The organism is Ensifer sp. EB106-03-01-XG145, assembly GCF_058792075.1.
The window spans coordinates 577,707-597,081 of record NZ_JBYTEC010000001.1 but is presented as its reverse complement, the minus strand read 5'-3'; the positions used below and the strand labels follow the sequence as shown (position 1 = coordinate 597,081).

The window sequence follows — 19,375 nt, the reverse complement described above, 5'->3', positions numbered from 1 at the left end:
CGTTACCTGAGGTTCTTGCTCACCGTGGCCGCCATTTCATCGGCCGCCTGGATGATCTTGGAGTTCATCTCGTAGGCGCGCTGGGCCGAGATCAGGTCGGTGATTTCCTTCACCGGATCGACGTTGGACGCCTCGAGATACTTCTGCTTGATCTGCGCGAAGCCCGGGTCCGCCGGCGTGCCGACGATCGCGTCGCCGGAAGCCGGGGTCTGCTTGAAGAGGTTGTCACCCTGCGGCTCGAGACCGGCCTCGTTGACGAAGTTGGCGATCGTCAGCTGACCGATTTCCTGCATCGCGGGATCGTTGCCGATGCGCACCATCACCTGGCCGGAGCTGGTGAAGGCGATTTCCGTCGCATCCTGCGGAACCGTGATGCCGGGGACGACCGTGTAACCGTCGATGGTCACGAGCTGGCCCTGGGCATTCTTGTTGAAGGCGCCGGAGCGCGTATAAACCGTCTCGCCATCTGGCGTCTCGACCTGGAACCAGCCGCGGCCCATCAGCGCCAGGTCATAGTCGTTACCAGTGTTGACCATGCTGCCCTGGATATGCAGGTTGCGCACGGCAGCCGTCTGGACGCCGAGACCGATGATCGCGCCTTCCGGTACGATGGCCTGGTTGGAGCGGTTCGGCACGCCCTGGGCGCGCTCAGTCTGATAAAGCAGATCGGAGAATTCTGCGCGGGCGCGCTTGTAACCGGTCGTGTTGATGTTCGCGATGTTGTTCGCGATCACTTCGAGGTTCAGCTGCTGGGCGTTCATGCCGGTTGCGGCAATGGAAAGGGCCTTCATGTCTCGTTCCTTCAGATCTGCATGCGCGCGATTTCGAGGTAGGCGGTGACCACCTTGTCGCGGATGGCGAGTGCTGTCTGGAGCGACTGTTCGGCGTTCATGACAGCATCGACAACTTCACGGGTGTTTGCCTGACCGCGGATGCCGTCGAGCGATGCGCCCTCGGCCTTTTTCATCGCGTTGATTGTGTCGGTCGCCATATCCCCGAGGACCGAGGCGAAGCTTTGCCCCTGCGGCACGCCCGGCGTGGCGGCCGGCATGCCGAAGATCGACGACGAGGAGGATGTGGAACGGGTACCGTCGGTCTCTTTGGTGACCGAGAACGCGCCGAGGGATTTGACTGCATCGATCATTATTGCGAGGCTCTCAACAGGTCGATTGTCTGGGAAATCAGATCGCGGGACTGCTTGATGGTCTGGAGATTGGCCTCGTAAGCGCGGTTGGCTTCGCGCATGTCGGCCATCTCAACCAGGATGTTCACGTTCGGCATCTTGACCATGCCCTTCTCGTCGGCCGCCGGATTGCCCGGATCGAACTCGATGTTGTAGTCCGAATCATCCGTGCCTTGCCGTTCGATCTCGACAAGCGAGGCGCCGCTTGCCCGGTCGACTTCGGCAGCAAAGCTGATGGTCTTGCGGCGGTAGGGTTCCGAACCCGGCGTGTCGCCGGTCGAGCGGGCGTTGGCGATGTTTTCGGAGACGATACGCAGACGGGTCGATTCCGCCTGGAGGCCGGAAGCCGATACCTTGAGGGCTGAGGTCAATGGATCCATGGTTCTTACTTCCGTACCGTCATCAGCATCATGCGGTGAAACGCCTTCACAAGCCCGGCGCTGAGCTCGTAGTCGCGCTTGATCTCGCCGGTCTTCATCATTTCCTGCTCGATCGCGACGCTATTGCCGGACTGCTGGATCTGCACACCGTCGACCATGCCGACTTCGGCAACCTGCGAGGCTTCGAGGCCTTCGGTAAAATGCGCCTTGTGGGTCGCGGCCATCTGCATGCCGGTATCCTGCAGCACGCTTTCGAACGGCTTGACGTCCTTCGCCTTGTAATGCGGCGTGTTCGCATTGGCGATGTTGCCGGCCACCACGTTCTGGCGAACGGTCAGCCACTGGGCCTGCCGGGACGCGAGTTCGAAAAGCTGAATCGGTTGCATCAAAAGCTCCATGCTTGGTGATGCGAACCTAGGCCGGTAATCTTGCGTGGGACTTTCGTCGGAGGTCGCTGCGGTCCGGACGCTTGCATTCCGCTTCGGGCGAACAGCAGCGCGCCGCGCATCCGAAGCGATGCGCGACCATCAACTCTGACGATGGGCTGCTAAATCAGTTGGCCTGGTAGACTTCGCCTGACGAGGTGACCATCACCCAATGGCCGTCGCGCTGCTCGAGCGTGGCAAGCCGGGTGTTGTCAGGCAGGACGGAGCCGATGCGCACGATATACATGCCGCTCGCATCCTCGATCAGCGCCCGGCCATTGGCGACATGCATCAGCTTGAAGCCGGACTTGCCCGGAAAGGGCTGTGACAGCCCCTCTTCCGCCGCGGTCCCCTCGGGACCCGGACCGCCGGCGATGCCGGGCACGGTCGCCGTCGTCAGCTGGTCGATTGCAGCCATGGTCTCGCCGTCCGCGTCGGGCATCGCCAGCGGCGAAACCGAGACGACGTTGCGGGCGGCGCGCTCCGGCAGATCGCGGGTGGAACCCTGCCAGAGCGGCGGCATGGTGAACTTGTCCTGGTGGAAGAAGGCGTACCAGGGAAAGAAAGTCGCAAACGCGGCAAGCGCGACGCCCGTCGCGGCCAGGAACTTGTCGGTCATCGGCATGCGGCTGCTTCGCTTGCGCTGATGAACCATTTCGTCCGCATCGTAATCGGTCACCGCCATCACCTCGCTCTCGCGCCCGGTTGATTACCCATCGCCGCCGCCTTCAATGCATTGGCGAGATCGGCAAAGGCGTCCTGCGCCGGGCGCTCACCGGCGGTCTGCGTCAGCACGTCGTAGATAACCGGCACCTGCTTGATCGCCATGTCGAGGTCGGGATCGCCACCGGGGCGGTAGCCGCCGATCAGGCGAAGATCGCGGGTTTCCTCGAAGCGGTGGATCAGCGCCTTCAACCGCGACACCAGCTTTTCCTGGTCGGGAGTCCAAGCCTTGCGCGCCAGGCGCGAGATGGAGGCGAGCGGATTGATCGGCGGATAACGTCCCTCTTCCGCAAGGCTGCGTTCGAGCACGATGTGGCCATCGAGGATGCCGCGCGTGGAGTCGGCGACCGGGTCGTTATGGTTGTCACCGTCGACGAGAATGGAGATGATCGCCGTGATCGTGCCCGAGCCTTCGGTGCCGGGTCCGGCACGCTCGAGCAGACGCGGCAGTTCTGTGAAAACGGAGGCCGGGTAACCGCGCGCGATCGGCGGCTCGCCGGAAGCCGTCGCCACTTCGCGGATCGCGTGTGCGAAACGGGTGACGCTGTCGACGATCAGCAGCACGTTGTCGCCATTGTCGCGATAGTGCTCGGCGATGGTGACGGCGGTCAGTGGCGCCATCTTGCGCAGCATCGGGCTTTCGTCGCTGGTTGCCACTACCGCGACCGACTTTGCGAGATTGTCGCCAAGCGTATCCTCGATGAATTCGCGCACTTCGCGGCCGCGCTCGCCGACGAGCGCGATCACCACCTTGTCGAAGGCGTCTGCGCGCGCCAGCATGGAGAGCAGCGTCGACTTGCCGACGCCGGAGCCGGCGAAGATGCCGAGACGCTGGCCGAGGCAGAGGGGCGAAAAGATGTCGATCGCCCTGACCCCGGTGAGAAAGCCCTTCTCGACCCGCTTGCGGCTCATCGACGGCGGCGCGGTGTTGGAGATCGAGCGGCGCACATCGCCCTGCAGCAGCGGCCCGAGACCATCGATCGGCTCGCCGAGCGCATTGATGGCACGGCCGCACCATTGATCGGTCGGAGCGACGCGGAAGGCACCTTTGCGGATCACGGTGTCATGGATGCCTATCGGATCGCCGGGTTCGATCGGGCAGACGACCACCCGCTCCGGTTCGACCCGCACCACCTCGCCGAGATGCGTTCCGGTGACACTCTTGTGGGCGACGAAATCACCGAGCCGCACATGCCGCGACAGACCGGTCACCGTGTAGTGACCGGGCGAAATCGTCTGCACGTGTCCGCCCGGAGCGATCGAGAATTCGGGCTTTGCGTAGCGCTCGACCAGACCGGCAAGTGCTGCCAGAGAGGTCGATCCCGCGCTTGTCTTCAGGCCTTCGCGTTGCATGCCGGTACCCGTCAGAAATTAGCGACTGCCGCCGAGCGTCTTGACCGCTTCTTCGAGCGATCCCTCGCTGTCACGCAACAGGCCAGTGATGTTGTCGAAGGCGCGCGTGACCATGATCAGCTGCGACATTTCCTGGATGGCATTGACGTTGGATTCCTCGACGAAGCCCTGCATCACGCCGACGTCGAAGCGATCGACCACCGGCGAGGCCTGTGCCGTCGGCTGAACAGCGCTGTTGTCGAGGCGCATGAAACCCTTGCTGAAATCTGCCTCATAGAGACCGAGCGAGGCGACAGCCACGCCGTTCTGATGGATCGCGCCATCGGCGCCGACGGTGATCTCGCCGCCGCTGCCGTTGAGCTGGATCGGCGCTCCGCCGGCGTCGAGCACCGGATAGCCACGGATGGTGACGAGTTCGCCGGTATCGGTGAGCGTGAAACGCCCGTCGCGCGTCAGCGCCGGGCCGGATGGCGTCTCGATCTGGAACCAGGCATCGCCCTTGATCGCAAAGTCGAGAGCCGAGCCCGTGCGCGACAGCGAGCCGTTGTTGGTGTTCAGGAACTCCTCGCCCTTGCTGACATAGGCAACCTTGGTCGGCTTGGTGTCGCCGAGCATCTGATTGAACTTTACCTCGGTGCCACGGAAACCGACGGTGCCGGAGTTCGCGATATTGTCGGCAAGAGTGTTGAGGCGCTTCTCGAGCGCCATCTGCGACGAAATCGCGACGTAAAGACCGGTTTGCACGTTCAATTTCCCCCGAGTTTCAGGCTGTTGATGGACAGGAGAAGATCGGAAGAAATGCCGTAGCCGCTCGAAGAGCCGAAGACTGCGAGCGGATCATAACCGTCCGTTGAATTTTTGGTTTCCCAGAGCGCCGTGAACCGGTCGAGAAACTCGGTCACCTTGCCCGGGTTCTGGAAATCCTTGAAATCGATCGCCGCTTCATAGACCTCGGCCTGACGATCGACATTGGTTGCCGCGAATTCGTCGGGCAATTGCAACGCGGTGCGCACCACCTGGGCGAGCGCCTCGTCGGCGATGATGGCGTAGCCACTGCTGATCGTCGGCGCCATGCGCGAAAAATAGAGGGCAAGCCGCACGCCGGCATTTTCCTCACCGGCGTTCTGCTCCAGCGTCTGGCGAGCATATTTGTCGGCGACGCCCTTCTGGGCACGGTCGAAGGATGTGGCGGCCGCGCCGTGGGCGGCGAAGTTCAGCGATTCGACGAGCTGCTTGTAGCGGTTGTCGGTCAGCTTGTTGGCAAAGGCGTCGTCCTTGTCGATGCCTTCGGTCAGCACCTTGCGCATGAAAGCCTTGGCATAGGCCATGTCTTCGAGACCGTGAGCCTTCATCGCGTAGTTGTAGAGCCTGGTATCGGCAAAGAAATCGTCGATCGTTTTGACGTCGCCGATCTTCGACAGGTAGTACTCCGTCTCGCGCGCCACATCCGGCTGCTCGGCAACGCGGGCCAGCGACTTCGTCAAGTCGGCCGTTATCAGCTTGTAGCTCGTGTAGGTCGTGGTCACGATCGGTTCGCCCCTGCCGGAATGACACAGACAGAGCATGCGCCCTGCCTTGACAAATCCTGACCGGATAGCCTTGCGCGAACCTGTTCCGATGAATGACCCCCATCGCCCGCGCCGGCCAGCCTCACGCAAGGATGAAACCGTATCCCGTTAGCGGAAAATAGGATCGCGACAGGTATCGAAAATGAACATCATCATCGGGCTTCTTGTGACGTTCGGCTGTATTCTCGGCGGCTATCTGGCCATGGGCGGCCACATGGAGGTCCTCAACCAGCCTTTCGAACTGCTGATCATCGGCGGCGCCGGCATCGGCGGCTTCATCATGGCCAACTCGATGAAGGTGGTTAAGGATACCGGCAAGGCGCTCGGCGAAGCCTTTCGCCACAAGGTGCCGAAGGAGCGCGAATATCTCGACACGCTCGGCGTTCTCTATTCGCTGATGCGGGATCTGCGCACCAAGTCGCGCAACGAGATCGAAAGCCACATCGACAACCCGGAAGAATCCTCGATCTTCCAGGCAGCGCCGACGGTTCTGAAGAACAAGGAACTGACCGCCTTCATCTGCGATTACGTACGTCTGATCATCATCGGCAACGCCCGATCGCACGAGATCGAAGCGCTGATGGACGAAGAAATCCAGACCATCACCCACGACAAGATGAAGTGCTATCACGCGCTGAACACGATGGGCGACGCCTTCCCGGCGATCGGTATCGTCGCGGCGGTTCTCGGCGTCATCAAGGCGATGGGCGCGATCAGCGAGGCGCCGGAAGTTCTCGGTGCCAAGATCGCAGCCGCACTCGTCGGCACGCTGCTTGGCGTGTTCCTGTCCTATTCGATCGTCGCGCCGCTGGTCGCCAACATCAAATCGGTGCGCGAGAAGCAGAACCGCCTCTACATCATCGTCAAGCAAACGCTGCTTGCCTACATGAACGGCTCGGTACCGCAGGTCGCTCTCGAATACGGCCGCAAGACCATCTCGGCCTATGAGCGTCCGTCGATCGACGCGGTCGAGCAGGAAATGATGAACCCCGGCGGCGGCGGCGAAAGCAAGGCGGCTTGATCCCATGAATTCCGCAACATCCAACGTTCACGCATTCGACCGGAAACTCCTGGCGCGCATGACCGGCGCGCTCGGCGACGACAGGGTGATCGGCCGGCTGGCACTCGAACTCGGCCAGGTCTTCAGTGAGTTCCTGCCCGACATCTGCCGGGCGGAAACGGGTCTTGACGTCACGATCGGCTATGCCGGTTTCCGGACGGGGCTGCGGCGGGAGCTGATCGCCGGCCTAGGTACCGGCGTGGTGATCAGTGACGTGTCCTTGCGCAACTGGTGCGCGGATTTCCAGATCGGCTGCGACAGCCCGATCATCATCACCCTCGTCGAGGCGCTGCTCGGCGCCGAGCCGGCCGGGATCGAAGAGCCGCAGCCGCGTGCGCTCTCCCAGATCGAGATCGACGTCGCCGTGCCGCTTTTCGAAAAGATCGCCGACGTGTTGCGCACCGCCGTCAACGCGCCGGGCGGTTTCGAAGCGATCGTCGAACGTCCGCTCAACAGCGCATCGCGCCCCAAGCCCGATCCCATGATCGAGGACATCCATGCGGGCGCCATCGACATGACGATCGGCTTCGGCCCGGTCATGTCCACCTTCTCCGTCATCGTCCCGCAGAGCGTGCTCCTGAAGACCACCATCGTCTTCCCGAAGGGCAGCGGCCAGCAGCGCAAGGCGAAGGCCGAATGGACCGAGCAGCTCGAAGAACAGGTTCGCCGCTCTGCCGTCACGATCGAGGCGCGCATCCGGCTCGAAAGCCTGACGCTCGAAACGATCAGCCGGCTGCAGGCGGGCGACGTCATTCCCTTCCACGACGCCCAGGACGTTCGCGTCGACGTCAACGCCAATGGTCGCGACCTCTATGTCTGCGAATTCGGACGATCGGGATCGAAATACACGGTTCGGGTCAAGGATACCCACGGCTCCGAGCAGGACATCCTTCGCCACATCATGAGTTAAATCGGCCTGCCGCGCGCTCGCAGCATGCCTGAGGCAAGCTTCAACTGGAATAGTTCTCACATGGCACCCAAGAAAGCACCCATCAACGAACAGGCAGAAGCCGCTGTCGGAGACATGGAACTCGACCAGGCGATCAATGACCTGCGCGGTGTCCTCAAGCAGGATTCGGATGCGCCGGCAGCCTTCGGCTCGGATTTCGGCAGCGAACCCGCTGGCGCCGCAACCGACTTCGGTAGCGACTTCGGCGCACCGGCCGGCGGCCTCGACGCGTTCGGCGGCGATTTCGGCTCCAGCGACTTCGGCGCCGACCTCGGCGGCGGTTCCGTTTCGAGCGATTTCGGCGGCACGGATTTCGGTGCGACGTCCTTCGACAGCGCTGACGCTGCGATCGACGCGCCGCCCGGCAGCGGCATGACGGCCAACCTCGACCTGATCATGGATATCCCGATCGACGTCCAGATCGTGCTCGGCACAAGCCGCATGCAGGTGTCCGGTCTCATGAACTTGAGCGAAGGTGCAACGATCGCGCTGGATCGCCGGATCGGAGAGCCGGTCGAGATCATGGTCAACGGCCGGGTGATCGGCCGCGGCGAAATTACCGTTCTCGAAGGCGATGACACCCGATTCGGCGTCAAACTCATCGAGATCAAGGGCAGCAAGAAGTCATAAAACCCGATGATCGGGCGAAGGATGAATCCATGATGGATTTCGAAAGTTTCGAGGCTCAGGCGCTATCAAGGCCGCTGAGCCAGACGGACAAGGCGGCGGCCGTCCTGCTTGCCATGGGCAAGGGCGTCGCAAGCAAGCTCTTGAAGTTCTTCACCCAGAGCGAGTTGCAGTCGATCATCGCCGCGGCGCAGTCGCTGCGCGCCATTCCGCCGCATGAGCTGGAAGCACTCGTCAACGAGTTCGAAGACCTCTTCACCGAGGGCGCCGGGCTGATGGACAATGCCAAGGCGATTGAAAGCATCCTCGAAGAAGGCCTGACCCCGGACGAGGTCGACGGCCTGCTCGGCCGCCGCGCCACTTTCCAGTCCTACGAGGCCAGCATCTGGGATCGCCTGCAGGAATGCGACCCGGTCGCCGTATCGGTACAGCTTGCCAAGGAACATCCGCAGACGATCGCATACGTTTTGTCGATGATGCCTTCGGGCTTCGGCGCCAAGGTGCTGCTGCAGCTTTCCGAAGAGCAGCGGCCGGACATCCTGAAGCGCGCCGTCAACATGAAGGAAGTCAACGCGAAAGCCGCCGCGATCATCGAGAAGCGCGTCATGGAAATGATCGGCGAGATGGAAGCAGAACGCAATTCGGCCGGCCCGGCCAAGATCGCCGAGGTCATGAACGAACTCGACAAGCCGCAGGTGGACACCCTGCTCGCGTCGCTCGAATCGCTCAGCACCGCTTCCGCCAACAAGGTGCGCCCGAAGATCTTCCTCTTCGACGACGTGCTCTACATGCCGCAGCGCAGCCGCGTACAGCTCTTCAACGACGTGTCGACGGACATCATCACGATGGCGTTGCGCGGATCGACGGGAGAACTGCGCGAATCGGTACTTGCCTCGATCGGCGCACGCCAGCGCCGCATGATCGAATCCGATCTCGCCATGGGCGATGCCGGCATCAACCCGCGCGACATCGCGATCGCACGGCGCTCGATCACCCAGGAAGCCATTCGCCTGGCGGCCAGCGGCCAGCTCGAGCTCAAGGACAAGGACGCGCAGGCGGCCTGATCGGGTAGGCGCGCCGCATGGGCCCGTCGAGCGGACGGCTGGCGCGCCCCTCCTCACCGTATTTCCTGTTGAGCCCTGGCGAATGCCGGGGCTCAACGCTTGCCTGCCCAGCCTTCCGGGTACACTACTGCATTTTCCTTGGATCGGCCTCGATTTGAGGAGCACGCAGCAGCTCGACGCGTTGCAACGACCTTTGCGCCTCTTAACAGACGCACGGCGCTGCAGAAAACGCGATCGACGCTGCCCAGATGTAACCGGAGCCTTCCTGCTTCATGTCTGATGATCAGGATAAAGACAGCAAAACAGAGGCCCCGTCAGAGAAGAAGATCTCCGACGCTGCCGAGAAGGGTAACGTGCCCTTCTCCCGCGAGGCGACGATGTTCGCCTCGACGCTCGCGATCTACATCTTCTTCGTCTTCTTCCTTGCCGACGGCGTCAGCACCATGGCCGAGGCCCTCAAGGACATCTTCGAGCAGCCGGAAGCCTGGCGGCTGGAAAATTCGACCGACGTGGTGGCGCTCATCACCCATCTCGCATGGAAATCGACCGCGCTGGTCGTTCCGGCCTTCGTGCTGCTCATCCTCTTCGGTGTCGGCTCCTCGATCTTCCAGAACCTGCCGCGGCCGGTTCTCGACCGCGTCCAGCCGAAGCTGAACCGCATTTCGCCGATGGGCGGGCTCAAGCGCATCTTCGGCGTGCAGGGACTGGTCGAGTTCGGCAAGTCGCTGTTCAAGATCATCATCGTCTCCGTCGTCGTCGTGCTGGTGCTGTGGAACAACTACTTCGCGACGCTCGACCTGATGTTTTCGGACCCGGTCACGATGTTTTCGACCATGGCGAACGATCTCAACGAGATCATGATCGTCATCCTGTTTGCGACCGCGGTTCTGGCGATCGCCGACCTCTTCTGGTCACGGCACCATTGGTACACCGAACTGATGATGACCAAGCAGGAAGTGAAGGAGGAAATGAAGCAGGCCCAGGGCGACCCGATCGTCAAGTCGCGCCTGCGTTCGATGCAGCGTGACCGGGCGCGCAAGCGGATGATCTCGTCCGTACCGCGTGCCACGCTGGTGATCGCCAACCCGACTCACTACGCGGTCGCGTTGCGTTATGTCCGCGAGGAAAGCGACGCGCCCATCGTCGTGGCGATGGGCCAGGACCTGGTTGCCCTGAAAATCCGTGAAATTGCAGAGAAAAATGGCATCCCCGTCTTCGAGGATCCGCCACTTGCACGCTCCATGTTTGCACAAGTCTCGGTCGATAGTGTGATTCCACCCGTGTTTTACAAGGCTGTTGCCGAGCTCATTCACAGGGTGCATGCGTCGCAACCAAAACGGATGACATAACTCCGATGAAAAAGTGCGAATTCTCCGAGAAGCGGGAACAGATCGTAGCTGAAGCAATCCGCCCTGTGGCGACCGAACTGCGGCTCATCGACGCCGCCGATTTCATCGCCCTCTTGCGGTTCGAATCCTACGCCAGCCTCGCCGATCTCGTCGAATCCGCGGCAGAACTTTACTTTCTGCCCGGTACGGTCAACTTCGGTCTCGGCGGCAACTACAATCTCGATTGGGATTGCGAGCCGGAAATCGTTCTCGACCTGGAGCTTAAGCCCCGCGGTATCACCATCTATGTCCGCCTGTCCCTCGGCAACGAGACGGCCGGCATCGAGATCAGCCATATCAGCTTCCAGAACCCGTCGGCCGACCCGGACGAGAACACGGCCTTCCTGGCGCGGAGCCTGGCGGACGCAAAATTCATCAAATCCTACGAACTGCCGCTCGCAAGCTAAAAGAACCGCGCATGCGCGCACCTGTATTCTGCAGAAGGCGCCGGCGCTGAATGCGCTTAGCTGATGTAGCCAAGGCGGATCGCCTTGGCGATCGCCTGGATGCGGTTGACCGAATCGAGCTTGGTGGTCGCAGCGCCCAGATAGGCGTTGACCGTATGGACGGAGAGGCCCATGCGCTCGGCAATCTCTTCGCTGATATGGCCGTCGCCCGCCATCTGCAGGCAGGCGATCTCGCGGTCACTCAAGGTTTCGGCCGGCGCCATGCGCTTTTCATCGGCGGCCAGCAGGTCGGTCATGATCATGCAACTGCGACCATGCAGATCCACCACCTGTTCGGTCGAGGCATCGATGTAGCTGCCGGCGAAGATGACGTAGCCGTTGCCCTGGGCGCCGAGCCTGACAGGAAAGGCTATGCCCGAATAGGCAAGCTTGCGCACTTTCAACCGATACGCAAAGGGCGCGAGTTCCGAGACTTCCGCTGCCTGATGCTCCCCTGCCCCGTTCCAAAGCACCGGCAGCAGGGATTGATCGAGATGGGCAATCAGTTCCTCGCCATAGGCGGTGATGAGATCATGCGCGTTCGCTTCGGCCGTAAGGCCCCAGTTGTCGAGGACGCAGGTCAGCTTTCGGGCCGTGCCTTTACCGCTGAGGCGCAGCACGGCGAAATGCTTGGCATTGATCTGCCGCTGCATCGCTTGCAGACGCGTGACCAGGGTTGCGGCACGTGCGGCGCGGTTGCCCTGCCGGGCGAGCTTGTGGTCGTCGTCGATCCGCCCACCACCGAGAAAATGCGTCATCGCGCCCGTTCCTCACACAAGATTGTTGCGCACCGCGTAAGCTATCGCTTCCGATCGCGTCCTGGTCGCGGTCTTGCGCATGACGCTGGTGATGTAGTTGTTGATGGTGTTGCGCGAAATTCCGAGGATCACCGCGATCTCTTCGCTGGTTTTGCCCTCGGCGATCCAGAAGAGGCATTCGAGCTCGCGCTCCGTCAACTCGAAGTCTCGATCGTGCCGGACTTCGGCGCGCGTCGTGAAGCTTGCGAGGTAACCCGCAAGCAGCGTGACGTCCCGCAGGCTCTCCTGCGACAGGATCACGTCTTCCGGCATGAGCAGCATCAGCGAGAAGCGCAGCCGTCCGACGTTGAAGGTGACCGCACAATATTCGCGGCTGATACCGCGCGGCAGGTCGATGTCATCGGGCAGCGCGTAGAAACACGGCTGCAGCACCGCCAGGCATTTTTCAAGCTCGGTCGTCTTGGCGTGGAGCGACGTGACGACGCCGGAGAGGCGCCGCACCACGTCGAAGGGCCAATCGGAACAGACCACGAAGTCGAGCCCGTTGTCCTGCGAGATGTCATAGCGCGCCAGAAGATAGTGGCTCGCGCCGACATATTCGGTCAGCGCCGACAGACCGCTGCCAAGACCGCCCCGACCGGCGACTTCCCCCAGCCTTCGCAAAAGTTGTTCGCGCGAGAAACCGCCGCCGCGTGCACGTGTCGGTGCCGTCGGCAAAGGCCAGACAGCAATGTCTGCTTGCGAAATGTCCATGAGTTCAGCCCCCGTGCCGGATTCACATCCCGGAACTGCACTTGCACTGTCGCCGCCAACAGCCGGCCGAAGCCGAATATTACCACCAGTCGCAGATCAGGACGCGAATCAACTGTTAAAAATGTACATCGGCACGAGAAAAATACCACCGCCCTGTTCTGGCTATTTACTTCACATCCTGTGCATAGACCGATTCGACCCAGATAGGCCTCGCCTGTTCTGCCCAATGACGTTCATCGCCTTTGCCAAGGCACAACACATTGATAGACAACGCATTTCTACTTGAAAACCTGCCGTTCCCGCGCGTCAGCCGCGATCCTGGACAGCGCTATTGGCGTGGTTTTGCCCAACAAACGGGCGCTTATTGCCGAAATTCGAAAATTAGAACCTGAAGAAATTATACTTTGTTTTCACAGCTGTGGCTGAAATGCATCAGGAGTTTTTCAGGCTCTTCTCATTTTACCGATATATAAATTGTGAACTTTCAGAATAAATCTGAGTGCATGCGAAGTTATATTTCAGTTTGACTATGTATAGCTGGAATCCGGTATAGTAGATGACCGCACCGAATGCACGCCATGCGCGCGCGACGAATCTATAAATTAAGATATCGTTAAAATATTACCATTCTCGGCTCCCACAGGACTCAGCGGCCTCACTTCGAAACTTGAAGCAAATTTGCGGCAGTGGCGGCGGACGCGCCCGGACTCTCACAATATTTGGCCCGAACATAGACGACGCCGCCTGACATGCGGGAGCGACGCCACAAAGACAAATCCCACCACAAGGGCGGGATCTGTTTGATTGCGGCAGGGCTGCGGCGATATCAGGCGGCCTTGTCGAGGGCCCATTTGCGCAGGATTTTCGCCGCGCGTTCTTCGCTGATCTCGACCATCCGGGCCAGGCGCCTTTCCGGGCCCTCCTTGACGCGGCGGTTGAAGCCACCGTCTTCGCCCATATTGAGCAGGTCGTCGGTGCTGTCGAAACCGAAGTCCGACCCGAAGCCTTCCATGAGCGCCCCGCCGGCACCGGCATTGGCCGGAGAGAAGTCGGGCAGTTCGAGACCGGCGGCTTCGCCTTCCAGCTGGCCGGCAGTGCTGCCGAACCCGAGCTGACGGGCGAGCGGCCGCATGCCCCAGACGACCAGAGCGGCCACCACGATAAAGGCAAGGGCATTGATGATGCCGCCGAGATTGCGGGTCAGCGTTTCCATCACGCCGGGGCCAGCGACGGCCTGATCGAGCAATTGCGTTTCGACGAAGTCCATGGCGGTCAGGGTCACGACGTCGCCGCGGTTCGTATCAAGACCGGCAGCGGAAGCGACGATCTTCTGCATGTCCTGCAGATAGGCGTCGATCTTCGCCTGGTCGGCCGGCTCGCCGACCATCGCGGCCAGTCGGCCACGGTTGACGACGACGGCAATGGAGAGGCGTTCGATCGTGTAGCTGTTCTTGACGGTAGCAATCGTCTTGCTGTTGATCTCGTAGTTGGTCTGCTCTTCCTTCTTCTCGGCCTCGTCGCTCGACTTCGGGCCGGCGCCGCCGCTCGGGGCAGCCTGAGGAATGTTCTGCTGGACGGTGGCGGCATTGTCCGGCTGCTGCTGGCTGGACTTCTGCTCTTCCTTGGTCACGCGCGTGGAGCGTTCAACCCGCGATTCCGGATCGAAGACCGTTTCCTGGATCTGCTGGGTATCGGTGTTCAGCCGCGCGGTGACACTCGAACGGAAATTGTCCATTCCGAGGAAGGGCGCCAGCGCGTTGTCGATCTTCTTCTCGAGCTCGGTCTGCACATTCTGGACGACGCCGAGCGACTGGTTGAGAGCGCTGTTGGCCGGATCGTCGCCGGAGGCGAGCAACTGTCCGGTCGAATCAAGCACGGTCACGTCATCGACGTCGAGCCCCGGTACGGAAGAGGCGACGAGATGGCGGATCGAGGCAGCGGCGCTGCGGCCGACGGTGGCGCTGGCGCGGATCATGACCGAGGCTGTGGGGTTCTGGTCCGCCTTGCGGAAGCTGCCGCGTTCCGGCATCACGATGTGGACGCGGGCGGCGGCGATGCCGGAAATCTGCTGGATGGTACGGCCGATTTCGCCTTCGAGGGCACGCACCCGCGTCACTTCCTGCATGAAGGAGGTGAGGCCGAGCGAACCGACATTGTCGAAGAGTTCGTAACCGGCATTGGCACTGCTCGGCAGGCCACGCTCGGCGAGCAGGAGGCGCGCCTTGCTCGTCATGCCGACGGGAACCTGGAGGCTGGCGCCATCGGAGCCGACATTGAAATCGATATTGGCCTCAGCCAGCGCGATGCTGATCTGGGTGACATCGCTGCGTTCGAGCCCGACATAGAGCGTTTCGAACGAGGGTCTGTTGACGTAAATGCCCGCCCCGAGCACCAGGCCGACCGCGACCATGCCGGCTGCCGCCAGCGCGATCAGCTTGCCCTGCCCGAGATTGCTCAGGTTCTTCGTGACCGTCGAAAGTTGATCCAACAGACTCATTCTGTTTCCGCACCCAGTATCGCAGAGCTTTCAGGCCGGTCATCGGCCGAGCGCCCTGCGCAGTTCCAACATTCGGGTTTGCTGGGTATCGGCATGCTTTGTATCGACTTCCAATGCGCGCGAATCTACCAGCCCCGATCGGGACCGTAGGAAACGAAACTTGCGCGAAATTGGCTTGATCGGCTCAGATCGCCGATCGAATGGACGCATCGGCAGAGTTATCCACTGACTGACAGGAGCCCGTGAAAGCGGATATCCGGGGCAAACGGCATGAGCGGAGCGCTGGCCTGCGCGCCGCAAGCCGCTGATTTTGCGGCGCTATTGCCAGATTCGTGCGTCGCACAGACTTCCGACGAGCTCAAAACGCCTCGAAATCACCCGCTGCCTTGGTCAGCGGCTGGGAGTGGCCGTGGCGCAACATGCCGTTGCCAAGTGCCTTCTTCATATCGGCAAGCTTGACGAGACTGACGGCGGTGGTCACGTCGACGAGCCAGTCGTCGGGGATCGACGCCGTTATGGTGTCGATGAACTCCGCGAGGCCACGCGTCTTCTGCACAGCGAGGTCGACGCCCTGCAGCAGCATCATCTTGTCCGGATTAGCGAGCGCATCGGCCCCCTCATCACCTGCCAGCTGCGGTTCGATCCGTTCGATCAGATAGGCGACGTCATGCAATTCGGTGACGATGCGCATCAGCACTTCGGGCAGTGCTTCTTCCACGTGCGGCATGTGGCCCTGATAGTCGGTCTGCATTGGTATGTCTCACGTGGCTCGGGGCTTCGGTAGAAGGTCGTATTTGCGGCCTGCGAGGCGCCTGCCTCGCAGGATCAGAAGAATTCGATCGAGCTTTCGGCCAGCTTCGGCGCGATGACCGGACGCTCCTCCAACTGTACGGTGCGCTGCGTCTCGACGCCGGTCAGGGCATATTGTCGGGCCCGGCCGCTGGACGGCCAATACTCGAGCTTGCGGCCGTGCTCGCCGCCGGTGCTTTCGCCGACGATGCGGATGCCTTCGTCGAGCAGGAACTGCCGTGCGAAAGCGGCATTCTGTTCGCCGACATTGGAGAACCGCGCGATCGTCTTGGCGCCGCCAAAGATCTTGGCTTCAAGACGATCTCGACGCGCGCCCTGCTTCAGCAGTCCGTTGATCAGGAGTTCCATGAGATGGACCCCGTAGCGGGTCGCGTCGCCGCCGGAAGCAGGCGACGTCGCGGAACCTGGCAGCAGGAAATGGTTCATGCCGCCGACACCGACCACGGGATCGCGCATGCATGCCGCCACACAGGAGCCGAGAATGGTCGACAGCACGATATTGGGATCGTTGAAGACCTTGTACTCGCCCTGGATGACATGCACACGCTTGCCGGCGGCTTCCATGTTCATTTGAGCGCCCCGAATACGGCTTCGATCGCCGCCTTCATCTTTTCGATGGTGAAGGGCTTGGCGAGCACGTTGTTGGCACCGAGGGCCGCCGCCTTCTGGACGAGGGCACGATCGCCCTGGGCCGTCAGGATGATGAAGGCCGCCTTCTTGGTCGCCGGGTTGGAACGGACCGCCTGCAAGAGGCCAAGGCCGTCCATCTTCGGCATGTTGAAGTCGGAGATCACCAGATGGTGCGGGTTCTGGGCCATGATCTTCATGCCCTGCTCCCCGTCACCGGCGGCGGTGATCTGCTTGAAACCGAGCTGCTGCAGGGCATCACCCAGCAGCAGGCGGCTCGTCACCTGATCGTCAACGATCAGAACTTTGATTTTTTCGGCGATGGACATTATTCGCTTCCTTCCTTGCGGAGCGCCGCTGCTTTCAGGACCTCCTCCCCGATGGAACCGAGGGGGAGCTGGGTTTCAACGGCGCCCAATTCATAGGCGACTCTCGGCATGCCGTAGACGACACATGTCTTTTCGTTTTGTCCGAAGGTCTTTGCTCCGGCATGCCGCATTTTCAGGAGACCGGAGGCGCCATCGCGCCCCATGCCGGTCAGAATGACGCCGATCGCATTGCGGCCGGCGAGTTCAGCAACGGAATCAAACAGCACATCTACCGACGGCCGATGTCCGTTGACCGGGTCGCGATCGACCAGGCGGCAGCAGGGTGCCGTCGCGTTCGCGACCTGCAGATGGCGCTCGCCACCGGGTGCCAGGTAGACCTTGCCGATTTCGAGCCGCGCACCATCCGTCGCCTCCTGCACCGTCGGCGCGCACAGGCGGTTCAACCGCTCGGCAAAGCTCTTGGTGAAGGTGTGCGGCATGTGCTGCGTGATGACGGTCGGCGGGCAATTGGCCGGGAACTTCTGCAACACCGTGATCAGCGCTTCGACGCCGCCGGTCGACGCACCGATGGCGATGATCTTGCGGCCGGCCCGGTATTCCGAAGCCGTGTTCGCGTTGGCGGCAGCGGGAGAGCCCGCGATCTTGTTGCCGGTGATGATGAACTTGCGCTGCGAACGCGCTGCCGCCTTCACCTTGTCGACCAGGCCGGCGAAGGGATGTGGATCGCCCGGGTGCGGCTTGCCGACGCAATCGAAAGCACCGATTTCGAGTGCGGCGATCGTCGCCTCTGCGCCCTTGTGTGTCAGCGTCGAGACCATGATGACCGGCATCGGTCGGAGCCGCATGATCTTGTCGAGGAATTCGAGGCCGTTCATGTTCGGCATTTCGATGTCGAGCGTGACGACATCGGGGTCGAGTTGCTTGATCGCCTGGCGCGCTTCCATTGCGTCGGCCGCCTGGCCAACGACGGTCACATCAGGGTCGGCGTTCAGGACAGCGGTGATCAGGCCACGCATGGTGGCCGAATCGTCAACGACGAGAACACGAGCGGGAGCGGTCATGCCCGTCCTCCATGAAACTTGCCGGTATGGCGGTAGGTGGTGATACCGATGTTGTCGAAGTGCGACTTGGCGTCACCCGACACGCGCTCGGAATGCCCTATGTAAAGATGACCGTCGGTGTTCAGCATGCCGGCGAAGCGCGACCAGATCTTCATCTGCGTCGGTTCATCGAAATAGATGACGACGTTGCGGCAAAAGATGACGTCGAACGGGCCCTTGAACGGCCATTGCGCCATCAGGTTCAGCTCGTTGAAGGTGATCAGGCGCTTGACCCGATCGTCGACCTGCCACTTGAAGCGGCCGCCGGCATTGACCTCGGAGAACCACTGCTTGCGCATGGCGGGGTTGACGGTTTCAAGCGCGGTTGCGTCATAGGCGCCGGCACGGGCGAGTGCCAGGATCTTCGGATCGATGTCGGTCGCAAGGATGCGGAAGTCGTAGTCGGCCGCGTTCGGCAGCAGCGACAGAACCGTCAGCGCGATCGAATAGGGCTCCTGCCCGTCCGAGCAGGCCGCCGACCAGATACGCACCCGGCCGCCGGCCTTGGCGCGCGCGATCAGCTCCGGCAGCACTTCGGTCTTCAGGTGCTCAAAGTGGTGGTTCTCGCGGAAGAACCGCGTGAAGTTGGTGGTCAGGTGCGAAAGCATGTCGCGGCGCGCGGCGGCGCCGGCGGGCGAAGCGACCAGCTGGCAATAATCCCGGAAGCCCTTGAGCCCGAGATTGCGGATATGCTTCGACAGACGCGAATAGACGAGCGACGCCTTGCTTTCGTTGAGATAGATGCCGGCATCCGCATAGATCATCGCGGCGATCTCGGTGAGATCGCGGCGGGTCAATGGATATTCGCCGCTGGCCAGGCACTCGTCCGGCGACAGCTTCTGTTCGAATGCGACCTGGTTCCTCATGCCGCTTCCCTTTCTTCCTGCGGGAAGATTGCTTCCAGCTCTATGAGGCAGATCATCCGGCCTTCGATCGCCAGCACACCGCGGGCGAAGCTCTTCTCGAACTCCGACGAGACAACGTCGGGTGTCGGCTGGATCTTGTCATTGGTGATGGTCAGGATGTCGGAGACGGCATCGACCAGCAGACCGACGGCCTGGCTTTTGACCTGCGCAACGATGATGACGTGACGCACGGTCGGCTCGGCCGGCTTCATGCCGAGCCGGGCCGAAAGATCGATGATCGGCAACACGGCACCGCGCAGATTGATGATGCCGAGCATGTAGGTCGGCGCGTGCGGCATCGCCGTCGCCGGCGTCCATCCGCGGATTTCGCGCACAGACATCACGTTCACGCAGAACTCCTGATCGCCGACGCGGAAAGCGATCAGCTCGCGTCCGTCCGTGGTCAGACTTTTTGCGGCATAGGTCATCA

Annotated in this window: 23 protein-coding genes; 6 read left to right on the top strand and 17 right to left on the bottom strand. The window is 61.7% G+C overall.

What is annotated here, in order from left to right:
* Nucleotides 1–2: 2 nt before the first annotated feature.
* The 8 genes from flgG to AC3WWH_RS02885 all read right to left on the bottom strand — a co-directional run bounded on the left by flgG (nt 3) and on the right by AC3WWH_RS02885 (nt 5,590).
* Nucleotides 3–791: a flagellar basal-body rod protein FlgG gene (gene flgG / locus AC3WWH_RS02920; protein WP_057248211.1), complete on the bottom strand. Its 789-nt coding sequence runs from the start codon at nt 789–791 to the stop codon at nt 3–5.
* Between the two features lie 11 nt (nt 792–802).
* Complete coding sequence (gene fliE, locus AC3WWH_RS02915; RefSeq protein WP_057248210.1) at nt 803–1,144, bottom strand: flagellar hook-basal body complex protein FliE; 342 nt, start codon at nt 1,142–1,144, stop codon at nt 803–805.
* On the bottom strand, nt 1,144–1,563 hold the full coding sequence (flgC, locus tag AC3WWH_RS02910) for a flagellar basal body rod protein FlgC (protein ID WP_057248209.1): 420 nt from the start codon (nt 1,561–1,563) through the stop codon (nt 1,144–1,146). Before flgC ends, fliE begins: the two co-directional genes overlap by 1 nt.
* 5 nt (nt 1,564–1,568) lie before the next feature.
* Complete coding sequence (gene flgB / locus AC3WWH_RS02905; protein ID WP_057248268.1) at nt 1,569–1,949, bottom strand: flagellar basal body rod protein FlgB; 381 nt, start codon at nt 1,947–1,949, stop codon at nt 1,569–1,571.
* A gap of 166 nt (nt 1,950–2,115) precedes the next feature.
* Nucleotides 2,116–2,673 carry a hypothetical protein gene (locus tag AC3WWH_RS02900; protein WP_058323544.1) on the bottom strand — a complete coding sequence of 186 codons (558 nt, stop codon included), beginning with the start codon at nt 2,671–2,673 and terminating at the stop codon, nt 2,116–2,118.
* Nucleotides 2,673–4,064 (bottom strand): flagellar protein export ATPase FliI, encoded by a 1,392-nt coding sequence (gene fliI, locus AC3WWH_RS02895; protein WP_058323545.1) that lies wholly within the window; start codon nt 4,062–4,064, stop codon nt 2,673–2,675. The genes AC3WWH_RS02900 and fliI overlap by 1 nt, the downstream gene beginning before the upstream one ends.
* Before the next feature lie 18 nt (nt 4,065–4,082).
* Nucleotides 4,083–4,808 (bottom strand): flagellar basal-body rod protein FlgF, encoded by a 726-nt coding sequence (gene flgF / locus AC3WWH_RS02890; RefSeq protein ID WP_058323546.1) that lies wholly within the window; start codon nt 4,806–4,808, stop codon nt 4,083–4,085.
* 2 nt (nt 4,809–4,810) lie between these two features.
* Nucleotides 4,811–5,590 (bottom strand): DUF1217 domain-containing protein, encoded by a 780-nt coding sequence (locus AC3WWH_RS02885; RefSeq protein ID WP_058323700.1) that lies wholly within the window; start codon nt 5,588–5,590, stop codon nt 4,811–4,813.
* A gap of 184 nt (nt 5,591–5,774) precedes the next feature.
* On the opposite strand from AC3WWH_RS02885, the gene motA reads away from it, so the two are divergent.
* The 6 genes from motA (at nt 5,775) to AC3WWH_RS02855 (ending at nt 11,127) form a co-directional block, all read left to right on the top strand.
* The gene (gene motA, locus AC3WWH_RS02880) at nt 5,775–6,653 is read left to right on the top strand and encodes a flagellar motor stator protein MotA (protein ID WP_057248205.1); all 879 of its coding nucleotides are present in this window, start codon (nt 5,775–5,777) and stop codon (nt 6,651–6,653) included.
* Nucleotides 6,654–6,657: 4 nt separating this feature from the next.
* On the top strand, nt 6,658–7,602 hold the full coding sequence (locus AC3WWH_RS02875) for a FliM/FliN family flagellar motor switch protein (RefSeq protein ID WP_057248204.1): 945 nt from the start codon (nt 6,658–6,660) through the stop codon (nt 7,600–7,602).
* Nucleotides 7,603–7,626: 24 nt separating this feature from the next.
* A complete protein-coding gene (gene fliN / locus AC3WWH_RS02870; protein ID WP_082615703.1) occupies nt 7,627–8,271 on the top strand; it encodes a flagellar motor switch protein FliN in 645 nt (214 codons plus the stop codon).
* Nucleotides 8,272–8,300: 29 nt separating this feature from the next.
* On the top strand, nt 8,301–9,332 hold the full coding sequence (gene fliG / locus AC3WWH_RS02865) for a flagellar motor switch protein FliG (protein ID WP_058323547.1): 1,032 nt from the start codon (nt 8,301–8,303) through the stop codon (nt 9,330–9,332).
* A 272-nt stretch (nt 9,333–9,604) separates the two neighbouring features.
* Nucleotides 9,605–10,681: a flagellar biosynthesis protein FlhB gene (gene flhB / locus AC3WWH_RS02860; RefSeq protein WP_058323548.1), complete on the top strand. Its 1,077-nt coding sequence runs from the start codon at nt 9,605–9,607 to the stop codon at nt 10,679–10,681.
* A 5-nt stretch (nt 10,682–10,686) separates the two neighbouring features.
* Nucleotides 10,687–11,127: a BspJ family T4SS effector nucleomodulin gene (locus AC3WWH_RS02855; protein WP_058323549.1), complete on the top strand. Its 441-nt coding sequence runs from the start codon at nt 10,687–10,689 to the stop codon at nt 11,125–11,127.
* Between the two features lie 56 nt (nt 11,128–11,183).
* Here AC3WWH_RS02855 and visR read toward each other — a convergent pair whose 3' ends face one another.
* The 9 genes from visR to AC3WWH_RS02810 form a co-directional block, all read right to left on the bottom strand.
* Entirely contained in the window at nt 11,184–11,924 is a 741-nt protein-coding gene (gene visR / locus AC3WWH_RS02850; RefSeq protein ID WP_058323550.1) for a transcriptional regulator VisR, read from the bottom strand.
* A 12-nt stretch (nt 11,925–11,936) separates the two neighbouring features.
* Entirely contained in the window at nt 11,937–12,677 is a 741-nt protein-coding gene (gene visN / locus AC3WWH_RS02845) for a transcriptional regulator VisN (protein ID WP_058323551.1), read from the bottom strand.
* 826 nt (nt 12,678–13,503) lie between these two features.
* Complete coding sequence (gene fliF / locus AC3WWH_RS02840; protein WP_058323552.1) at nt 13,504–15,174, bottom strand: flagellar basal-body MS-ring/collar protein FliF; 1,671 nt, start codon at nt 15,172–15,174, stop codon at nt 13,504–13,506.
* Nucleotides 15,175–15,532: 358 nt separating this feature from the next.
* Nucleotides 15,533–15,925 (bottom strand): chemotaxis protein CheT, encoded by a 393-nt coding sequence (gene cheT, locus AC3WWH_RS02835; protein WP_058323553.1) that lies wholly within the window; start codon nt 15,923–15,925, stop codon nt 15,533–15,535.
* 74 nt (nt 15,926–15,999) lie between these two features.
* Nucleotides 16,000–16,554, bottom strand: a complete 555-nt coding sequence (cheD, locus tag AC3WWH_RS02830) for a chemoreceptor glutamine deamidase CheD (protein WP_058323554.1) — start codon at nt 16,552–16,554, stop codon at nt 16,000–16,002.
* On the bottom strand, nt 16,551–16,940 hold the full coding sequence (locus tag AC3WWH_RS02825) for a response regulator (protein ID WP_025425902.1): 390 nt from the start codon (nt 16,938–16,940) through the stop codon (nt 16,551–16,553). The genes cheD and AC3WWH_RS02825 overlap by 4 nt, the downstream gene beginning before the upstream one ends.
* Nucleotides 16,940–18,001 (bottom strand): protein-glutamate methylesterase/protein-glutamine glutaminase, encoded by a 1,062-nt coding sequence (locus AC3WWH_RS02820; protein ID WP_058323555.1) that lies wholly within the window; start codon nt 17,999–18,001, stop codon nt 16,940–16,942. The genes AC3WWH_RS02825 and AC3WWH_RS02820 overlap by 1 nt, the downstream gene beginning before the upstream one ends.
* On the bottom strand, nt 17,998–18,906 hold the full coding sequence (gene cheR, locus AC3WWH_RS02815; protein WP_057248193.1) for a protein-glutamate O-methyltransferase CheR: 909 nt from the start codon (nt 18,904–18,906) through the stop codon (nt 17,998–18,000). The genes AC3WWH_RS02820 and cheR overlap by 4 nt, the downstream gene beginning before the upstream one ends.
* Nucleotides 18,903–19,373, bottom strand: coding sequence for a chemotaxis protein CheW (locus tag AC3WWH_RS02810; protein ID WP_058323701.1), 471 nt, complete (start codon nt 19,371–19,373; stop codon nt 18,903–18,905). Before AC3WWH_RS02810 ends, cheR begins: the two co-directional genes overlap by 4 nt.
* Nucleotides 19,374–19,375 lie beyond the last annotated feature (2 nt).

Excerpts from the sequence above, each read along its gene's own strand:
- flgG (WP_057248211.1), bottom strand. The coding sequence starts at position 791 with ATGAAGGCCCTTTCCATTGCCGCAACCGGCATGAACGCCCAGCAGCTG.
- fliE (WP_057248210.1), bottom strand. The coding sequence starts at position 1,144 with ATGATCGATGCAGTCAAATCCCTCGGCGCGTTCTCGGTCACCAAAGAG.
- flgC (WP_057248209.1), bottom strand. The coding sequence starts at position 1,563 with ATGGATCCATTGACCTCAGCCCTCAAGGTATCGGCTTCCGGCCTCCAG.
- flgB (WP_057248268.1), bottom strand. The coding sequence starts at position 1,949 with ATGCAACCGATTCAGCTTTTCGAACTCGCGTCCCGGCAGGCCCAGTGG.
- AC3WWH_RS02900 (WP_058323544.1), bottom strand. The coding sequence starts at position 2,673 with ATGGCGGTGACCGATTACGATGCGGACGAAATGGTTCATCAGCGCAAG.
- fliI (WP_058323545.1), bottom strand. The coding sequence starts at position 4,064 with ATGCAACGCGAAGGCCTGAAGACAAGCGCGGGATCGACCTCTCTGGCA.
- motA (WP_057248205.1), top strand. The coding sequence starts at position 5,775 with ATGAACATCATCATCGGGCTTCTTGTGACGTTCGGCTGTATTCTCGGC.
- AC3WWH_RS02875 (WP_057248204.1), top strand. The coding sequence starts at position 6,658 with ATGAATTCCGCAACATCCAACGTTCACGCATTCGACCGGAAACTCCTG.
- fliN (WP_082615703.1), top strand. The coding sequence starts at position 7,627 with ATGCCTGAGGCAAGCTTCAACTGGAATAGTTCTCACATGGCACCCAAG.
- fliG (WP_058323547.1), top strand. The coding sequence starts at position 8,301 with ATGATGGATTTCGAAAGTTTCGAGGCTCAGGCGCTATCAAGGCCGCTG.
- flhB (WP_058323548.1), top strand. The coding sequence starts at position 9,605 with ATGTCTGATGATCAGGATAAAGACAGCAAAACAGAGGCCCCGTCAGAG.
- AC3WWH_RS02855 (WP_058323549.1), top strand. The coding sequence starts at position 10,687 with ATGAAAAAGTGCGAATTCTCCGAGAAGCGGGAACAGATCGTAGCTGAA.
- visR (WP_058323550.1), bottom strand. The coding sequence starts at position 11,924 with ATGACGCATTTTCTCGGTGGTGGGCGGATCGACGACGACCACAAGCTC.
- visN (WP_058323551.1), bottom strand. The coding sequence starts at position 12,677 with ATGGACATTTCGCAAGCAGACATTGCTGTCTGGCCTTTGCCGACGGCA.
- fliF (WP_058323552.1), bottom strand. The coding sequence starts at position 15,174 with ATGAGTCTGTTGGATCAACTTTCGACGGTCACGAAGAACCTGAGCAAT.
- cheT (WP_058323553.1), bottom strand. The coding sequence starts at position 15,925 with ATGCAGACCGACTATCAGGGCCACATGCCGCACGTGGAAGAAGCACTG.
- cheD (WP_058323554.1), bottom strand. The coding sequence starts at position 16,554 with ATGAACATGGAAGCCGCCGGCAAGCGTGTGCATGTCATCCAGGGCGAG.
- AC3WWH_RS02825 (WP_025425902.1), bottom strand. The coding sequence starts at position 16,940 with ATGTCCATCGCCGAAAAAATCAAAGTTCTGATCGTTGACGATCAGGTG.
- AC3WWH_RS02820 (WP_058323555.1), bottom strand. The coding sequence starts at position 18,001 with ATGACCGCTCCCGCTCGTGTTCTCGTCGTTGACGATTCGGCCACCATG.
- cheR (WP_057248193.1), bottom strand. The coding sequence starts at position 18,906 with ATGAGGAACCAGGTCGCATTCGAACAGAAGCTGTCGCCGGACGAGTGC.
- AC3WWH_RS02810 (WP_058323701.1), bottom strand. The coding sequence starts at position 19,373 with ATGACCTATGCCGCAAAAAGTCTGACCACGGACGGACGCGAGCTGATC.